This window comes from Bifidobacterium xylocopae, assembly GCF_003315615.1.
In the GTDB taxonomy this organism is placed as follows: Bacteria; Actinomycetota; Actinomycetes; order Actinomycetales; family Bifidobacteriaceae; genus Bombiscardovia; species Bombiscardovia xylocopae.
The window spans coordinates 78,827-97,526 of the sequence record NZ_PDCH01000007.1; the positions used below are offsets into that span (position 1 = coordinate 78,827).

12 protein-coding genes are annotated in these 18,700 nt (G+C 61.1%); 3 read left to right on the forward strand and 9 right to left on the reverse strand.

The features are described from left to right. Positions 1 to 177: 177 nt before the first annotated feature. From CRD59_RS04690 to lepA, 8 genes are all read right to left on the reverse strand, one after another. Positions 178 to 3,474, reverse strand: coding sequence for a bifunctional [glutamine synthetase] adenylyltransferase/[glutamine synthetase]-adenylyl-L-tyrosine phosphorylase (locus tag CRD59_RS04690; RefSeq protein WP_113853529.1), 3,297 nt, complete (start codon positions 3,472 to 3,474; stop codon positions 178 to 180). 250 nt (positions 3,475 to 3,724) lie between these two features. Beyond that, positions 3,725 to 4,582 (reverse strand): methylenetetrahydrofolate reductase [NAD(P)H], encoded by an 858-nt coding sequence (metF, locus tag CRD59_RS04695; RefSeq protein WP_113853530.1) that lies wholly within the window; start codon positions 4,580 to 4,582, stop codon positions 3,725 to 3,727. Between the two features lie 156 nt (positions 4,583 to 4,738). Beyond that, on the reverse strand, positions 4,739 to 7,057 hold the full coding sequence (gene metE / locus CRD59_RS04700) for a 5-methyltetrahydropteroyltriglutamate--homocysteine S-methyltransferase (protein WP_113853531.1): 2,319 nt from the start codon (positions 7,055 to 7,057) through the stop codon (positions 4,739 to 4,741). Positions 7,058 to 7,380: 323 nt separating this feature from the next. Next, the gene (locus CRD59_RS04705) at positions 7,381 to 7,938 is read right to left on the reverse strand and encodes a SixA phosphatase family protein (protein ID WP_113853532.1); all 558 of its coding nucleotides are present in this window, start codon (positions 7,936 to 7,938) and stop codon (positions 7,381 to 7,383) included. Further along, on the reverse strand, positions 7,935 to 9,179 hold the full coding sequence (locus CRD59_RS04710; RefSeq protein ID WP_269088370.1) for a tRNA (adenine-N1)-methyltransferase: 1,245 nt from the start codon (positions 9,177 to 9,179) through the stop codon (positions 7,935 to 7,937). The genes CRD59_RS04705 and CRD59_RS04710 overlap by 4 nt, the downstream gene beginning before the upstream one ends. Before the next feature lie 317 nt (positions 9,180 to 9,496). After that, the gene (locus CRD59_RS04715; protein WP_113853534.1) at positions 9,497 to 9,955 is read right to left on the reverse strand and encodes a tripartite tricarboxylate transporter TctB family protein; all 459 of its coding nucleotides are present in this window, start codon (positions 9,953 to 9,955) and stop codon (positions 9,497 to 9,499) included. A 270-nt stretch (positions 9,956 to 10,225) separates the two neighbouring features. After that, the gene (hemW, locus tag CRD59_RS04720) at positions 10,226 to 11,677 is read right to left on the reverse strand and encodes a radical SAM family heme chaperone HemW (protein ID WP_113853551.1); all 1,452 of its coding nucleotides are present in this window, start codon (positions 11,675 to 11,677) and stop codon (positions 10,226 to 10,228) included. Positions 11,678 to 12,052: 375 nt separating this feature from the next. Next, positions 12,053 to 13,927 (reverse strand): translation elongation factor 4, encoded by a 1,875-nt coding sequence (gene lepA, locus CRD59_RS04725; protein ID WP_113853535.1) that lies wholly within the window; start codon positions 13,925 to 13,927, stop codon positions 12,053 to 12,055. A gap of 445 nt (positions 13,928 to 14,372) precedes the next feature. On the opposite strand from lepA, the gene CRD59_RS04730 reads away from it, so the two are divergent. The 3 genes from CRD59_RS04730 to CRD59_RS07820 all read left to right on the forward strand — a co-directional run bounded on the left by CRD59_RS04730 (position 14,373) and on the right by CRD59_RS07820 (position 16,506). Beyond that, entirely contained in the window at positions 14,373 to 14,957 is a 585-nt protein-coding gene (locus tag CRD59_RS04730) for a GNAT family N-acetyltransferase (RefSeq protein ID WP_113853536.1), read from the forward strand. A gap of 83 nt (positions 14,958 to 15,040) precedes the next feature. Next, positions 15,041 to 15,301 (forward strand): 30S ribosomal protein S20, encoded by a 261-nt coding sequence (rpsT, locus tag CRD59_RS04735; protein WP_113853537.1) that lies wholly within the window; start codon positions 15,041 to 15,043, stop codon positions 15,299 to 15,301. 341 nt (positions 15,302 to 15,642) lie between these two features. Further along, positions 15,643 to 16,506 carry a hypothetical protein gene (locus CRD59_RS07820; protein ID WP_127920940.1) on the forward strand — a complete coding sequence of 288 codons (864 nt, stop codon included), beginning with the start codon at positions 15,643 to 15,645 and terminating at the stop codon, positions 16,504 to 16,506. Between the two features lie 433 nt (positions 16,507 to 16,939). On the opposite strand, the gene CRD59_RS04740 is transcribed toward CRD59_RS07820, so the two are convergent. Further along, positions 16,940 to 18,067 (reverse strand): branched-chain amino acid aminotransferase, encoded by a 1,128-nt coding sequence (locus CRD59_RS04740; protein ID WP_113853538.1) that lies wholly within the window; start codon positions 18,065 to 18,067, stop codon positions 16,940 to 16,942. Between the last annotated feature and the right edge of the window lie 633 nt (positions 18,068 to 18,700).

Genomic DNA, 18,700 nt, shown 5'->3' on the forward strand with positions numbered 1-18,700 from the left:
GACAGACTGGTATTCGAAGAGGAAGATGAGAATGATGGGGAATCATGCCGCCCGTAAATCGGGCCTTGCTGTTGCTCAGACAACGGCGCACCTTTCCATGGAAGGTGGTCACCCTGCGTGACCTGTATAACGATACGCCGCCTGCGCGACCAATGCCGAACGCGTGGGAATGAGTATTCACAATCCATAGAAGAGACGGGCCATGACTTCGCGCGAACGGCGCATGGCGCCCAGCAGTTCGTTGGCGAAGTCGGAGCCTCGATGGGCCGGATAACCCTGGTATACGGCCATCGCACCCAGGGTATAGGTGTCGTCTGGCAGGATGTCGGCCTGGTTGGCCCGCCCGGACCACAGGTAGGAGCCGTTACGGGCGCCGGTGCACAGGCGCCAGCCCGTCTCAAGCGCCTTGGCGTCCTTTGAGGAGATCAGATCCAGGTCCTTGAGCGCATGCAGAGCCCCTAGCGTGGAGGTGGTGCGCAGTTGTGGGCAGTGTCCGGCGTACTCCAGCTGGAGGAGCTGTACCGTCCACTCCACATCCGACAGACCACCCGCACCCAGCTTCAGATGACGGTCACGGCGTACCCCCCTCGGTAGGCGTTCGGCCTCCATCCGTGCCTTGAGCTTGCGAACCTGCGCCAGCTGCCCCGAGTCTGGGGGCACCGCCGGATAGCGCAGGGAGTCGGCGACCTCATTCAGGAAGCGCCGTCCCAACCCCGGGTCGCCGGCCGCCAGGCGGGCGCGCAACAAGGCCTGATGCTCCCAGACACCGGACCACTGTCGGTAGTATCGGCGGCACGATTCGAGCGAGCGCACGAGCGGTCCGTTCTTGCCTTCGGGACGCAAGGCGAGGTCAAGGTCTACCTTGGGCTCCACACTTAGGCTCATCGATCCCAGGATCGTTCTCAACTTGTCCGTTGCCCCACGGGCGAAGGAGGCGGCGTCGGCGTCATCGACCCCGGCCGCCGGCTCGTAGATCAGGATCGCATCAGCGTCTGAACTGAAATTGACCTCACGACCACCATATCTGCCCATGGCGATCACGCACATGCTTGCGAGCGCCCGGCCCCCGCCTTGCTGCCTGGTCTGGGCCGCCAGTGACCAGTCGAGGGCAGACTGGATCATCGCGTCGTGGACGTCGCTCATGCCGCGCAGGCAGGCATCCTCGTCGCTCACCCAGTTGAGGCGACCCAGCCCGATCCGTTCGATCTCTCGGCGTCGCATGGCGCGAATGGCATCGGCGAATCCCGACATATCGTCGACGTGTCGCTGCCGGTAGGAGTCGCACGAGACTGTCAGGGATGCCATGCCGCGGGGCTTCAGGAGCCGGTCGTCGCCAAGCCAGGTGACCGACTCGACGGACTTGCACAGGGCCGCCGACAGATAGCGGGAGTTCGCCAACACATGGCACAGGCGCCGGGCAGCTGACGAGGAATCGCGCAGGAAACCCAGGTAGGCGCTCTTGGTGCCGAACCGCTCCTCCAGCGTGCGCCAACCCAGGAGCCCCATGTCCGGGTCCTGCCCGTTGCCCAGCCAGGCGAAGACAGCGGGCAGGAGTATGCGGTTGATCTTGGCGGACCGTGTCAGCCCCTTGGTCAGTGCCTGTACGTGACGCACCGCTGCGTCCGGATCGGCGAACCCTATCGAGGCGAATCGCTCCCGTGCGGCATCGGGTTTCAGACTCACCTCATCGTCTTCCAGCTGGGCTTCGATCGGCAGCATGGGACGGAAATAGATGGCCAGATGGAGGCGGCGCACCTCCCGTCGTGCGCGGTCGTAGCGGTCGACCAGCTCTTCCGGATGGAGGCGGAAGGCCCGGGCCAGCCTGTAGAGGTCGTCATTGGATTCCAGGTCCTCCAGAGTGAGCTTGCGCCGTGATTGCAGCCCGCCTTCGTTGTGGGCGCCCAGATCGGGGAACAGGTGGGTGCGCTTGAGCATCCACATCTGCTGACGGTGTTCGATGACCCGTTCGAACCGGTAGTCCGCTGCCAGGCGACGGGCGTGGTCCGAGGAGATGTACCCGCCGAGGGCCAAGGCCTTAAGGGCATCCAGGGTCGGGCGGACGCGCAGTGCAGGGTCGGTACGTCCGTGGACCAGCTGGAGCATCTGGACCGTGAACTCCACATCGCGCAGGCCGCCGGCCCCCAGCTTGATCTCGCGGTCACGGAGCTTGGCTGGGATGAAGGTCTCCACCCGCTCTCGCATCTGCTGACAGTCGTAGACGAAGTTGGGGCGCTGGGAGGCGGACCAGACGAACCCGTCGCACATGGCCTGGTAGCGGTGGCCCAGCTCTCGGTCACCGGCTACGGGTCGGGCCTTGAGCAGAGCCTGGAATTCCCAGTTCTGCGCCCAGGATTCATAGTATCCGCGGTATGAGGCGAGCGTACGCACCAAGGGGCCGTCCTTGCCTTCCGGACGCAGGGCGGTGTCCACCTTCCACAGCGGGGGTTCAGTGACGTCAGGGATGATGGACTGGCAGATACGCTGGAGGTTGGCCGCTATCGCGCTGCCCACCTCCACCAGGTCGCTGCCCTCCCCCGTGCTCCTCTCATCGGCGGGTTCGACCACGTAGACCAGGTCCACATCCGAGACATAGTTGAGTTCACGGGCTCCGAGTTTGCCCATGCCGATCACCGCGAACCGACAGTCCTGGGAGCCGGGGACCTTCCGGCAGGCGATCGCCAGTGCCGCTTCAAGGGCCTGGGACGCCAGGTCGGACAAGGCAAGGCTGATGGCGGGCTGATCCTGGACCGGGTCGGAGGAGGTCAGGTCCCTTGCCATGATGGCGGCCAACCGGCGGTAGTAGCCCGCCCTCAGGGCGGCCACAGCCTGGGCGTAGCCCACTTTCCTGCCTTCGCCGACCGCGGCCTTCACCGCATCCAGCAGTGTCTGGCTACCCCCAGCCTGGCCCCGACCGTCCGGTTCCGGACCGCCGAGCGCAGCCGCAAGCAGGCCGGGACGATTCTGCATCATGCGTCCCATGACCCGCGATGATCCGAGGATACGGACCAACCCATCGAGAGCGTGGGGCTGGTGGATCCACTGCGGGGCATCGTCATCCGGCGCTTCATCCGCCGATCCTGGGATCATTCCCTTCGCCGCGCTTCTTGCCTTGCCGCCCTTGGCGCCCATGCCGGCAACCAAGCCACGCCCCCCCGGCTCAGCCTGATTGTTGACATCACCCGCATGCCCCGCTGTAGTGCCTCCCGCATCGCCTTCGACAGCCGGTGCCTGGGGGGCTCCCGTACACTCTTGGCAGACGTGGACAAGGGATTCCAATGCTTGGTCCGGGTCGCATGCGTGCGCCAGACAGCTCAGTATCCGTTCGATGTCCTCCCGCGCCAGCCCCATCCCCGCCAAAAGACCGAGCTCCCGGCGTGCCCGGCCCAAGCGTCGCAGCCCGACCCGGATCAGCCGCACGGACTCTATACCCCGTTCGGCCCCATCAGGACCATCAGAGCCTACCTCGGTCACCATGCACGCTCCCTCTGGCCGCCCCTCGACACCCGGATTCACGGCCGGCCGCTCATCCACACCATCAAATATATCCGCCACTTACCCCACCCAACGACCATATCGCACACCGCCACATGCTTTTTTGGGCGTAATCTCACGCCTGCCGCAGCTGCCAACCGATTGCCGTGTGCGAATCCGCCCAAAACGCGTGAACGACTCGGATACGCTCGCCCGGGAAGAGGAGGGGTGGGGTTCCGGACCAGGTGATTGATCAGGCGGCAGCCCCACCTACGAACAATGGTGCGATGTTGCGCCAGATACGTCGGATGACGACAGGCTGGTTCATCGAGTACAGGTGGATGCCGTCGACGCCTTCCGCCAGTAAACCGGCGATTTGTTCGGAGGCGTAGATGATTCCGGCCTCGCGAAGGGCTTCCGCGTCGTTCCCCCATTTGTCGAGGATTCGCTCCACTGCCGGCGGTATGCGCGAGCCGCAGGTGTCACTCATACGCCGTACTTGCCCGACCCGCGTGATGGGCATGATTCCAGCCTCTATCGGCACATTGATCCCCGCCGCCCGTGCATGGTCGAGGAAGGTCAGGAACTGGGCGTTGTCATAAAAAAGTTGGGAGATCAGGTGCCCTGCACCTGCATCGACCTTCGCTTTCAGATAGCGCACATCCGACTCGGGCGAAACCGCCTCGGGGTGGGTCTCGGGATAGCAGGCGGCGAAAATGGCCATGTCGGGCTTGGCGGCGTGCACGTATGCGATCAGGTCGCTGGCATGCTTGAATACGCCTGCGGGCCGCCTTCCTTCGATGGCATCCCCCCGCAGGGGCAGGACGGCTGTGACACCGGCCCGCTCGAACATGTCAAGGGCAGCATCGACCACCTGCCGGTCCGCGTACTGGGCGGTCAGGTGGGCTACTGCGGGGATGCCGTATTCCTGGAGGATCGTCCGGCAGATGCGGGCCGTCGCCGTCCGATCAGCCTGCCGGCCTGTACCGTATGTGACCGAGATGAAATCGGGCTTCAGCCCCTCCATACCATCCAAGGTGTCGTAGATCGTGCCCACTGCGGCATTGCGCTTGGGCGGGAACACCTCCAACGAGAAAATCGGTCGATGCATGACCACTTCCTCCCTTCATGCCCGTGGACGCCCCGACGCCCGGCCTTTCCCCATATGCACGAACATGGGCATCAGAACGTCCGGCCCCGCATCCACCTCCCGGCTGCCAGTGGTATGCATCGCCCGAGCGGCGCCGGAAGCCTTCCGACGAAGCGGCTAACATGCGCCCTCAAGCCGTGCTCGCACATACCGGGCTGCTGCCACCATGTGTTCCAGACTGGGCCAGGTCTCGGCCTCGCCGCGTGTCTTGAGCCCGCAATCCGGGTTGATCCACACCTTGGCGGCATCCATCTTGTGCAGTATCTGCCCTATCCTCTCCTCGATCTCCTCCTGGGATGGGATACGCGGTGAGTGGATGTCGTAGACCCCCGGTCCTGCCTCGGTCTCGAAATGCGCCGCCTGGATCGCGTCAAGGACGGTCAGGTCGGACCGTGAGGCTTCGAACGAGATCACATCGGCATCCATCGCATCGATGTCGCGGATGATGTCGTTGAACTCCGAGTAACACATGTGCGTATGAATCTGCGTGCCGGGCCTGACCCCGGAATGAACCAGCCGGAAAGCGGGAACAGCCCAATCCAAGTATGCCCGATGCCAGTCGGAGCGGCGCAATGGCAGTTTCTCACGCAATGCCGCCTCGTCGATCTGAATGATCCGGATGCCGGCGGCCTCCAGGTCCTCGACCTCGTCACGGATGGCAAGGGCGAGCTGTTCGGTCTGTTCCTTGCGGCCGATGTCCTCCCTGGGCCATGACCAGTTGAGGATTGTGACCGGCCCCGTCAGCATTCCTTTGACCATCCGATCGGTCTTCGACTGTGCGTAGGAGGACCACCGCACCGTCATCGGCCCAGGCCGGGACACATCCCCCCAGATGATCGGGGGCTTGACGCAGCGAGTCCCATAGGATTGCACCCAAGCGTTTCTGGTGAACAGGAAACCCTTTAGGCGCTGACCGAAATATTCAACCATATCGTTGCGTTCGAATTCGCCGTGTACCAGCACATCCAGCCCGATCCGCTCCTGCTCGGCGATGACACTGTCGATTCTTCCCGCGATGAACCGGTCGTAATCCTCCTGTCCGATCTCGCGCTTGCGCAAACGCGCCCGCTCGGCACGGACCCGGGCTGTCTGGGGGAAGGAACCGATCGTGGTTGTCGGCAGCAGGGGTAGCCCCAGCTCCTCCCGCTGTATCGTCCGGCGCTCCGCCCGGGCCGGATGACGGGTGAAATCAGACGGCCTGAGGGCGGCAAGTCGCTCGACGACCGCCTGATCACGTCGGACCCTCGACCCGTCGAACAGGGATTGGTTGGCGGCCAGCGCCTTGTCAGCTCGCAGCCCCGCTTCATCCTGGTCGGCCAACTCGGCAATCCGACGCAATTCCCCCAGTTTTTCGACAGCGAAGGCGAAGTGACGGCGGACTGGTTCCCCCAATCCGTCCTCGCCCTCCAGGCTGAAGGGTACGTGCAGGAGGGAGCAACTGGTCGATACGGCCACATCAGGTGTGATCCGACCGACCGCATCGACCAAGCCAAGGCTGGCGGCGTAATCGTTGCGCCAGATGTTGCGTCCGTTGACGACCCCGGCGAAGATCGTCGTACCTTCGGACACCCCGTATCGCTCCAGGGCGGACAGGTTCCCCTCACGGCCTTCGACCAGGTCCAGCCCGATCCCATCGAACCCCAGCAGTGCCAAGGTCTCGTAACAATCGCCCACATGCCCGAAATAGGTCTGCAGAAGCACTTTGAGCGATCCGTGTGCGCTGGTCCTGGCCGGCAGTATCCGGCTGTACAGGCTCCTGAACAGGGCCATGTCGCCCTCATCCTTGTCCAACACCAGATAGGGCTCATCCAATTGCAACCACTGTGCACCCAATCCGATGAAGCGTCTGAGGACCTCGACATATACCGAGGCGACGGCGTCAATCAGCCCTGCATCATAGTCCAGCGCCCCTCCCTGCGGGCCCCGTGCCAGCTTGAGGAAGGTATACGGGCCGATCAGTACCGGCTTGCTGACCAGACCCAGGGCCTTTGCCTCGGTGAACTCCTCGAAAGGCTTTTCGGAATTCAGGCGGATCTGCGCGGGCTCTTCGATTTCGGGAACCAGATAATGGTAGTTGGTGGTGAACCACTTCTTCATAGGCAGCGCCGTCACATCACCCCTGGGCCCCTGGTAGCCCCGTCCCATGGCGAACAGGGTGTCCTCGGCGTCCAGACCGAGCCGCCGGTAGCGTTCGGGGATCGCACCAAGCAGGATGGCGGTGTCCAGCATCCGATCGTAATAGGAGAAGTCGTTGCTGGCGATCAGGTCGATGTCATGACCGACCTGAATCCTCCAATGACGCTCCCGAAGCTCCCTGGCGGTCGAGCGGACCTCATCCAGTTCGCGCCGGCCTTTCCAGTAGCCTTCGATGGCTTTCTTAAGCTCCCGGTCGGCGCCGATCCGGGGAAATCCGATGACGGATGCGATACGTGGCATGAATCCTCCAAGCCTGCTGGGCTGACTGGTCTTCAGCCTATCAGTGGCCTGCCGCCGCGGGTAATCAGTGGAATGTGGGTGTCGATATCAATACGATTGATAACAACCCCGTAAGCAATATATGTAAGTTATTACGCAGGTCAGGCGGACTCCGCGATGCGGCGGAAGGCATCCAAGACTCCCGCGCTTCCGAGGACTGACCTGGCTTCCCCGCCACTGTCAGCCTTCCAGCATTGATTCACCGATCCCGTCGCACAGGAAGCGATTCCATCATCCGTCGCTTCCCTGCCGCCCACCATCCGCTTCACCAAGGCGGTTCCGCTTCACCGCCAATCGCGCCATCCGAACACCCCGCACAGGCGGGCCGAGTGCAGCCCCCAGTGGGAGAACGGGCGCTCGCTGATAAGACAGGCGACAGCTGCGGGCGGCATACCCAGACCAAGCCGTCCCGGTCCATCCCCGTCGCTGCCAGTAGTCGCCAGTAGGCGCGAACAATAGGAAACGGTAGGCTCATGGGCGACCACCAAGAGGATCCCGTCCTCGGACCTGGAGGCCGACAGCTCATCCAACAGCGCTTGGGTGCCATCCGAGTACAGACCCTCCCTGTAGTCCACCCTCGGTCCATCGCCGAACGAGTCCAACATCTGATCGAGGGTCTGTCTGGTGCGTGTAGCCCCGGAGCACACGATTCGGTCCGGTGTCCACCCATGTCGCGCCAGACCGCGGCCCACATGCTCAGCCTGATGGCGCCCCTGCAGGCTCAACGGACGCATGCGGTCTCCACCGGCAACCCCTGGCTCGGCTTGCGCGTGTCGCATGATCAGCAGGAGGTGGCCACCTGCCGGCATGCCGTCCCCTTCCCCATGCCCGACCTCGCTCATAAAGCACCATCCCTTTCCGGCCGGTCATTCCCGGTGGCCGCCACCTGTGCCTCCTGGCTCTCAAGGTCACGCAGGACCTTGCGCAGCTTTCGGTCGGAGATGTCGCGCAACTCCAGTGCAGCCAAGCCGTCACTGCCACTAGCGCCCGCCACTTGGGTGTCGATGTCGGCGTGCGTGTCCTTGGTCCCATGCTCCCGTCGGCGTAGGGCCGCGAAACCTGGCGCCATGGCTCTGCTGACAACAAGAAATCCGGTGTGTCCAATCATCTGGTGCTGGGGGCGGACCGCCAGACCGTCCGCTTTCCAGCCGCGTTCCATCGTTTCGCTGATCTCCGGCTCTGTCCATGATCCACTTTCGCGCAAGGCCTCAGCCAGCCGACTCAGCTGTGTCGTGGTCGTCACATAAGCAGTCAGGATACCGCCCGGTGTGAGGGCACGCCGTACACCGGACAATCGATTCCATGGGTCCAGCTGGTCCAGGACCGCACGGTCGTAGGAACCTTCCGCCAACTGTGGTGCCAGGCTGTCGAAGTCGCCGGTGCGCAAGTCCCACCATGCAGGGGGACCGCCGAAGTACACCGTTGCGTTGCCCTGCGCCACACGTGCGAATTCAGGCCGCAGTTCGATGGTGGTCACTGACCCCGCCGGTCCAACCGCATCCAACAAGGACAGGCTCATGGCGCCCGAACCTGCACCTGACTCCAGGACCCGCATTCCCGTGCTAATGTCACCGACAGAGAGCACCTGGGCTATGTCCTTGGGATACATGATCTGTGCACCGCGTGGCATGGAAAGCACGAAGTCGGCCATGCGGGGGCGCATTACGACGTACGCCCACCCGCCGACGGCCCGCGACTCCTTCCAAGGTTTGCGCGGATCGCGGACACTGGTGGTCCCATTGGTCATCGAAGCCCTAGGGACAACAGGACCGTCTGAAGACCCAGCCCCCTTGCGCTGCCCATCGGTTGCATGGGCAGCCGACTCGGAACCGACCGACCGATCGATGCCGGGTTGACACCCATCCGTCCGCTCTCCGCTTTTCCGCTCTGCAAGCCCCTGGGCCGAAAGTGTGGTCACCACGGAACCCTCGCTCAGCCCGATCAACCGGTCGTGCGCCAGGAAGCCACGGTCGGTCTGCGTCACCGCCCCTGCCTTGAGCATGATGGTGAGCTTCTTGCCTTTCCGGTCGGTCAACTGCACCTTTTCGCCCGCCCGTAAAGGCCCCCGTCTGACTGCGGTCACTCTTCCTCCCGATTCACGTCGCACCGGTCATCCATCCTCGCCGGTCGCAATGCACAAGCCCCGGTATCGCGACTCCACCCCCACCGTACCCGAACACGCCTGGACTGTTTTGGGCAAGCCCTCACGCTTCTGGCCTCACCTGTGGAGCATAGCCGTGGGTTGCTGCCCAAAACCGTGAATACAGGGAAGGCGACGTAGCCGTTGCCTATGCGTTGTATGGTTATATGCTCATGCCCGTCATGTTCGGTCAGCACCAGTAAAACAGCGCAACCCCGCTGACCATGCCCAATGCCAAGAATCCAGGATATGGCGAACGATCACACGGCGGTGCCGTAGGAGTCCAGCTTAGGATTCTCCTTGTAGGATCCCCCCACGAAGAAGAGGCTGACGACACCGACAGCAAAGACAGCACAAATCGCGGCAATCGCCCACATCGGCATGTTCGGTATCCACATGGCGACAAGGAAGGCGACGATCGATAGGACGATTAGACACCAGCTGAACATGCGGAACCATTGCCTGGCCGAGCGGGGCTTGCGCACCAATTGGGGATCACGCAAGCTTGGGTCAACGAGCCCTGCATCCGTCGCGGTACCGTTGTGGCCAGTCGGCTTCCATTCTCCGTCCTCGCCGTTGGCCAAGCGACGCGACTTCTCCTGCAAGGACATCTCGTCCAAAGCACCACGCCGGCTCTTCACCGCCCCACGCGAGTACCTGTTCTCCTGCCCCTTGCGCGCGCTTTTGGCACGCGCCCGCCGCTCAGCACGGTTCGACATCACACCGCCTCCAAGTCCGTTACGTCCTTATCCTTGCATGCTTTTGGACCTTCCCCCCACGAAGGTTGTGACCGTAAGAGGAATCATGCCCTACCTGTCCAATATTAGACTACGGATGATTGGGACAAGTGCCCCATCCCCCAACAGCCCTTTACAGCACCAGCAGCGATGAAAACCAGAGGGATCAAGCCCCTCATACCGGCAGGACGTATCTTCCATGACTGGCGTGAGATCGACTCGGCACTGCTCCTGGACCATCTCGCTGCCATGTTACTTCCCAGCCTTGCTTTTACGGGCCTGGTCCGTCACATCAAGCACTCTGGCGATGAGATCATCGTTGAGCAGGCGCCCACGCCGTGTGGGAATGAGCCGGTCCCCCTCCAAACAGGCCAGTCCATCACGGATAATTCCATCCATGCTTCCATATCCTATGGCTGCCCCGATGCTGCGTTCCAATCCGCTGATCGAAAGGCCTTCATGAAGTCGCAGCCCAAGCATCACCAGCTCTTCCACTCGCTCGTCGGGTCCGATGCACTCGCCCCCCGCCCAGGGCACACGGCCCTCGTTGAGGGCATGTGCCCACTGACGCGGATGGCTGATGTCCCACGACCGCACTGGAGTACGCATCCAAGCATTATCGGATACCGAATGCTCAAGGCTGGCGATTGACAATTCCGGTCCACCAGTACTATTGCCGGTCCGCCGCCATCCGTTTCCCTCCTCCGACTCCGGTTGTTGCGCCCGATTGACATTCTTCGTCACGCCGTATCCGTCTTCCTCCCCGGCCTGTCCAGACCGAACGCATCCACCTGGATCGCCGATCGCGCCTAGGGCTGTGACAGCATAGTGGGAGTGCGCCCCGGGCCCGATACCAGCCCAGTCCACATTCCGCCAGTAACCCAAGTTATGTCGGGATTCATGCCCAAGCCTGGCCCAATTGGAGATCTCATACCAATGCAGCCCAGCTTGTCTGAACAGGTCGTCGGCCAGTTCGTATTTCGCTGCCTCATCATCGTCGTCCGGACTGGGCAGACGCCCCTCAGCGACCCGACGGCCCATCTTCGTGGTCGGTTCCAGGGCAAGCCCATAAGCGGAGATATGGTCAACACCGAGATCAAGGGCCGTTTCAACGCTCCTTCGCCAATCGTCCAGGCTTTCACCAGGCGTGCCGTAAATGAGGTCCACGCTGCATTCCAATCCGAGTGAACGTGCAGCTTCCACGCCTGCTGCCACATTCGCCGGAGTGTGCGTTCGGTCCAGGGTGGCGAGCACGTCCGGCACCGCCGACTGCATGCCGAAGGAGACCCTGTTGAATCCGCCTTGCGCCAGTCGTTCCAAGTAAGCCGCATCCACGGTGTCGGGATTCGCTTCGGTCGTTATCTCGGCACCTGGGCTTATGCCCCAGATTTCATCGGCCGCTCGGATCAGGCGGTTCAGCTCGTCAGCCTGCAGGACCGTCGGGGTTCCCCCTCCCAGGAAGATGGTCGACAGTGCGGGCTCCACGATTCCATGGACTTCCTGCCACAGGCGGACCAGCTTCATCTCCTGTATGGCCAGGTTGACGTAGTTGCCGCGGCTGGCGCCTTCGCCCATATCCACCGCCGTATAGGTGTTGAAATCACAGTACCCACACCGGCGAAGGCAGAAAGGAACGTGTATGTACAATTCGAAAGGCGTGCGCGCGATGGCGCCGGACCATGCCGCAATGTTGTGTTCCGCCATCATCCCCCGAATCCTCCGACCCTTGCATTCGTCCCAACGCCCCTCGAAGCCGTCAAGCCCCAAGACCACCCATCCTTCTTCAATCCTTCTCCTTTACACCGTCCCAGCTCTCATTTTGGGCAACTCCTCACGGCATTTGCAGTACTGTCAGTGGCTCATCGTGCGCATTCGCCCAAAACCGGAAGGTCGGAAGGGGCGTGCGTAGCCGGATCTATGACCTTCGGGGCGAATGCCCTCATTCCCGAAGAGCGAAGGACGAACGAATGCCCATCTCCATCAGGATGGTGCGTGATCAGTGTGAGGCCATTTGAGTGTAATCCGCTAAACCACCAACGCTGGAATCGCTCTCCTGCGCCGCCACAAACCGATGGAAGCCTACCCTTCCTTTTGGGCGGCACGGATTTTATCCTTGCTGTCCCGGTCTTCGGCATCGCCGGTGCTCAGGGCGGCTATGAACGCCTCCTGGGGCACTTCGACGTGGCCCAGCATCTTCATCCTCTTCTTGCCGGCCTTCTGCTTCTCCAGTAGCTTGCGCTTACGCGTGATGTCACCGCCGTAGCACTTGGCCAGCACATCCTTGCGTAGGGCGCGGATCGTCTCACGAGCGATGATGCGCGATCCGATCGCTGCCTGGATTGGAATCTCGAACTGCTGCCTGGGAATGAGTTCCCGCAGCTTCTTGGTCATCATCACGCCGTAGGTGTAGGCCTTGTCGCGGTGGACGATGGCGGAGAACGCGTCGATTTTCTCGCCCTGAATCAGGATGTCGACTTTGACCAGATCAGCGGATTGCTCCCCTGCCTCATGGTAGTCCAGACTGGCATACCCTTTGGTCCGACTCTTGAGCTGGTCGAAGAAGTCGAATACGATTTCAGCCAACGGGATCTTGTAGTGCATCTCCACCCGCTCAGGACTCAGGTACTCCATGGTTCCCATCTGCCCTCGGTGGTCCTGGCACAGCTCCATGACCGAACCGATGAATTCCTTGGGGGTGATGATATCGGCTGCGACTAGCGGTTCGACTATGCGCTTGACCTTGCCGTCGGGGAACTCACTGGGGTTCTTGACCAGATGCCGCGAGCCGTCTTCCATGGTCACTTGGTAGGTCACATTCGGGGCGGTCGAGATAAGGTCCAGACCGAACTCACGGCTGAGTCGCTCGGAGACGATCTCCATGTGGAGCAGTCCCAGGAAACCGCACCGGAAACCAAAGCCCAAGGCGACCGAGGTCTCGGGTTCGTAGACCAGGGCGGCATCGTTGAGTTTGAGCTTGTCAAGCGCCTCGCGCAGCTCGGGAAATTGCGCGTTGTCAATCGGGAAAAGCCCTGAGTAGACCATGGGTTGCGGGTCGCGGTAGCCCGGCAGAGGTTCGCTGGCAGGCCGGTTTTCAAGCGTGACTGTGTCGCCTACCTTGGACTGGGCCACGTCTTTGACTCCTGTGATGACATAACCCACTTCGCCCGCGCCAAGTGCTTTCGTAGCGGTCATGTCAGGGCTGATAACGCCCAGCTCGATGGGGTCGTGGACCGTACCCAGACTCATCATCCGTATCTTCTGCCGCGACTTGATCTCACCGTCGACCATGCGGATATAGGTGACGATGCCACGGTATGAGTCGTAGACCGAGTCGAAGATCAGCGCCCGTGGGGGTGCTTGCGGGTCGCCGCTGGGGGCCGGAACCTCGTCGACGATCCTGTCAAGGAGTTCGCGGACCCCTACGCCCGTTTTGCCGGAGACGCGCATCACGTCACCGGTATCGCAACCCAGGAGGTTGGCGATCTCCTCGGCATGCCGGTCCGGTTCGGCTGAGGGGAGGTCGATTTTGTTCAGCACCGGGATGATGGCCAGGTCGTGCTCCATAGCCATGTAAAGGTTGGAGAGGGTCTGCGCTTCGATTCCCTGGGTAGCGTCAACCAGGAGCACGGCCCCCTCGCATGCTTCGAGGGCGCGCGAGACCTCATAGGTGAAATCCACGTGTCCCGGTGTGTCAATCATACCCAGTGTGTATTCGGTGCCGTTCTTTGCCCATGGCACACGAACAGCCTGAGATTTGATGGTGATCCCACGCTCCTGCTCGATGTCCATCCGGTCTAGGAAACGCTCGTGCATCTCCCTCTTGGGCACCACTCCGCTCAGCTGCAGAATCCTGTCGGCCACCGTGGACTTGCCGTGATCGATGTGCGCGATGATGCAAAAGTTGCGGATCAGCCGCTGGTCGGTGAATCCTGGCTGGTTGGTGAAGGTGACCACCGGGCTCCTCCCTTATCAATGCTCGAATACCTGATTCTATCCCCTGCCCTGGGCTTTCCGCCGTCCTCCCCTTCTCCGCGGCCCAACCTTCCTCGGAACGCCGACGATTCCGTCCCGAATCCACCCACACAGATCACGGTCGCAACATTTTCCTCCACCCCACCCTGTTTCATTCGAACCGCCCTCGTCCCCACCGCCGTTCCATGATTTTGGGCATTTTCTCACTTGTACAACGATTTATGCGGGGATGGTGCGTGAGGATTCGCCCAAAACCCCGCAAGACGGCTTTCTGACCCGAGCACTGCTTCCCCCATGGAAAACGCATCACCGTGTCGGAACAAGCACGTTAGCAGCGCTATCGGTGCACAAGGCAATGTCGGTAAACCTCCGCAGACGCTCACCAAGTATGTTTAGAATGGGCTGAGCTAGTGGAAGGAGCGCGCTTATGAGACTGAGGCCATATCGCAGACATGACGATGATGCCCGCCTGCTCGAACTGTCGCAATTGCAGGCCGACCAAGGCGCACCTTGGGGTCTGAGCCGTTTCGATCAAGGTCTGTTCGAGCGTAAACGACTGGCGGACGAATTGCAGCGGGAGCAGGGCGTGAACGGGAATGCGGTCGTAGTCGCGATTGCGGATACACCTGACGAGCTTGCCATGCTCACGACGGCCCCCAACTCCACGTCCGACCCTGTAAGCGGGCCGAACGATGGTGGCGGGGCTGTTTCAGCAGCATCCGGCATGAGCCGGATCATAGGGTTCGTTTATCTTGCCATCCGTCCCGACACTTCGTCGGGCCGACCGGAGGGCCACATCAGCCACGTATGCGTGGACCGGCGTTTCCGTCACCGAGGGGTTGGGCGTTCCCTGCTGACGGAAGCCAAGCATTGGGCCAGGCAAAACGGTCTGTTCAAATTGTCATTCGATGTCATGGCCCAGGATGAGTCGGCGATCGCCTTCGGCGAGGCATTGGACTTCCGCATCGCCTCCGTCCGCATGGAAATCCCTTGTGCCAGTGTGGATGCGTGACCTATGCCCCCGGCGGGTTCTCCACCGCACATGATAGTATTGGTTTTCGTCTGTATTGGTAGCACATGTCGTTTGGAGTTACATTGGCAAACATTAAATCGCAGAAAAAGCGGATCCGCACGAACGAGAAGGCGCACCTGCGCAACAAGGAAGTCAAGAGCGCAATCAAGACCTCCGTTCGTGGCGTACGCAAGGCCATCAACGCCGGTGACAAGGAAGGCGCACAGTCCGCCTTCGCAGTCGCCGCTCGTCGTCTGGACAAGGCCGCAGGCAAAGGGGTAATCCACCGCAATCAGGCCGCCAACCGTAAGTCCGGCCTGGCTACCGCCATCAATGCCATGTGATTGCCTGCTTTCAATTCGCTGAGCCCCCCATTTCCACTGTGAAGATGGGGGGCTCAGTCATCTCCTTCCCCAGTCTTCAGTTGCACAAGACAATTCAATCATTCAAGCTGAGCCTGCCACCCCTCCCCCCGTGTTCCATTTTGGGCGGACGCTCACAACTATCGTCCATATTGGCGTTAATAGCGTGATTGCTTGCCCAAAACAAGGCATGACTGGCTGCTCGGTCGGTCAGCTGCGCCTCCAAGCCGGGACTTGCCCCGGCCACCGGCAGTTATCCACATTCGACCACATCCACAGTCTGAATTTGGGCTCCCGATCATACCGTCCATAGACTCGAATCCATGGAAACAACAAACCGGGGCATCGAGTCTCCACCCAGCCGGAAGTTCAGCCGAAGCGCGTGCATTTTCCCGACTTCCAACAGCGAAAGGATGTGGTACCTCCGTGCATTCCGGCGTTCAGTCCTGAAACGTCCCAAACCACACTTGCACGCTTTGTCAAGCCAGTGGTCGACGCTGCCGGTGCGGGAGCGTGCGCTCCATCTCATTTACGCAACTTCGGCCAGAAGGCCGGAATGGACGTTCTGCTACCTCTCAGCCGCACTCATCCGGAAATTGACTGACACGGTCTTTGTGGACGCGCAGACGCATGTCGTCGCTCGAACACACACTCATACACGTGATGGCGGCAGCGTCAAGTTCCACTATTGCCTTGCGGACATCTCGAAGCAACGTTCGGGAATCCCGGTGACGCCACTTCTGCAAACCGTGTTCGACTGCGCCCGTCGGCTTGACTACAGCAACGCTCTGGCAATCTGCGACCGCGCGAAGCGCCGATACGGTCTGACGCGCCCGCAGCTCATCGCCTATGCGGATTCAAAAAGCAGGTGCTGGGGCGGAAAGCGCGCCAGATATGTATTCTCGCGGGCGTCGCCGCTGAACGAAAGCGGAGGTGAGCCCATCGCCAGAGCGCATTTCGATGCTTGGGGATACGAGGAACCATGTCAGCAAGTATCCCTTCCTAGCCCTTTGCATGCAGGCAGACACATCCGCTTGGATTTTCTTTGGGTATGCAAAAACGGGCGCAGAATCGCCGGCGAACTTGATGGCAGGGAGGAATATCTGAACCCCACGATGCGGCAGTCCGGCAATATGGTTGACGGCATTGTGAATGAAAAGACAGGGAGACGGAGATTCCAATCCTAGGATATGTGATCATCCGATTCCCCTACCCGCAAATACAGGAAAGGGATGGGCTTATTGTGCGCAGAATACTTGACCAGGCAGGGGTTCCGAGACCTATGGAAACTGAAGACACGGAGGTAGTTCGCCTATTCGGCCGCCACTGGGAGCAGACCAATACCTGCTGGGCGGGTATGGGCACGCATAGTCGGCCTACCTCGGTCAGGAGGTCACACGGCAGCCACAGGCCACCCAACCGTCCTACTGCACGGAGACAGCACAAACCGCCAAGACCGGAAAGATTCAACAGCGTATGAATCCCACACGCTTCCATCAAACCCGACCGTCCATGATTCAGCTGCGACTGCCCTTTCTCCATGTCATGACGGGCAGTCGCAGGTGCCCCCCTCCGCAGGCTCCAGGTATACGGGGCCCATTTACCGATGTTTACCGGGATTCAGCAGACCTTCCACATCCAATCATGGGGATCGTCCACTTCACCGAGTTGAATGCCGAGTAGCTTATCGCGCAGATGCATGGTGAAGGAACCTGATTCACCATCAGCAACCGTCACATCGGCTTCGTCTGATTTGAAGCGGCCGATGGGCGTGATAATGGCCGCCGTGCCGCAGGCGAAGACCTCAGTGACTTCTCCGGAACGGATGTCGGCAAGCAAATCATCCATCTTGATCATTCGTTCGCTTACTTCATGCCCCTCATCCTGAGCAAGCTCTATGATGGAGCGCCGTGTCACGCCCGGCAGAATCGTTCCTGTCAGGCTCGGCGTTTCGAGATGCCCGTCACGATGGACGGTGAAGATGTTCATTCCACCGAGTTCTTCAAGATACGTACCCGTGGCTGCATCCACGAAGCACACCTGCTCGCAGCCATGCTGGGCACCGCGCCCTTCCCCGACCATCGATGCGGCGTAATTGCCCCCGCATTTTGCGAAGCCAGTACCACCGGGACCGGTGCGGAACCATCGGTTCTCCACCCAAATACTGACCGGTTTGACCCCCCCGGGGAAATACGGACCGGATGGTGATGCGATGACGCAATAATCAACCTGCTGCGGGGCTCTGACCCCCAAATACGGCTCCGATGCATACATGAAAGGTCGAAGGTACAGTGTGTATTCACGACGCCTGGGAACCCAAGCGGCGTCTTGTCTCACCAGCGCTGCGACCGAGCCAAGGAAGTCCTCCGTGCCCAGCTCAGGCAACGACAGTCGCTTGGCTGAATTCTGGAAACGTTCCGCGTTCGCGTCGGGACGGAACAGCCAAATCGAACCATCATCATGATGATACGCTTTGAGCCCCTCGAAAACCTCCTGCGCATAGTGCAGCACAGCAGCGGCCGGGTCCAGGCTCAAAGGTCCATAAGCCTCCACGGAGCGGCCGGACCATCCTTGGTCCTTCCGCCAGCTCATGCGTACCATGCTGTCCGAAAACACTTGCCCGAAAGCAGGCTTGTCGATCATTGCCTCGCGTTGCTCATCCGAAGCCGGGTGCGCGTTCGGCGAGACGGTAAAAGCAGCTGCGAGCCTGTTCAATGCGTCTGGATCGTGATGTGATTGGCTAGTCATGTGACACTTCTTCTCAACAGATGGCTGGTTGGAATTACTGTCCTGGCCCCACGCTTGTGGCGATCCGCCGGTATAGGTGCATCATAGGCGTCCACCGGTATGTATCCCGTAAAGCTGTCCACATATTGACCAGTCACAGATTATCCCAATAGAACAGGCGAACTCCGTCGAAGCCCACGACAGCACGCGGGTCTATCCCTCCGGCGGTCAAGTCACAATAGGTGCGTCCACCTCCTGACCTCCGCCGCTCCCCGCCTTCCCCTGTCGCCACACAACACGCCGTTCACGGTTTTTTGGCAACTTCACAACAAATGGCGGCGCATCATCCCCATGCGTGAGGATTCGCCCACAAGCAGATGAGCGGACGGATTGGGGGGGGGGGGGGGGAAAGAGGGGGGTTGAATACCCCGGGGGGACTATCCCGAACGGGGACTGGGCCCAAAGGGGAACTGAGTAAAAGAACAAAAAGGGGCCTACTCCCTCCCTCACCGGCGCCAACAAAATAACCCATTCACTCACCTCGTGCTCTTTTCCACCTCCTCCCGCCTCCGAAACCGAGGACGACCATGGACTGCTCTTTCCGCGTTAACAAACCATATGATCCCGTGTACACTCGACCGACGCAGTGCAGAA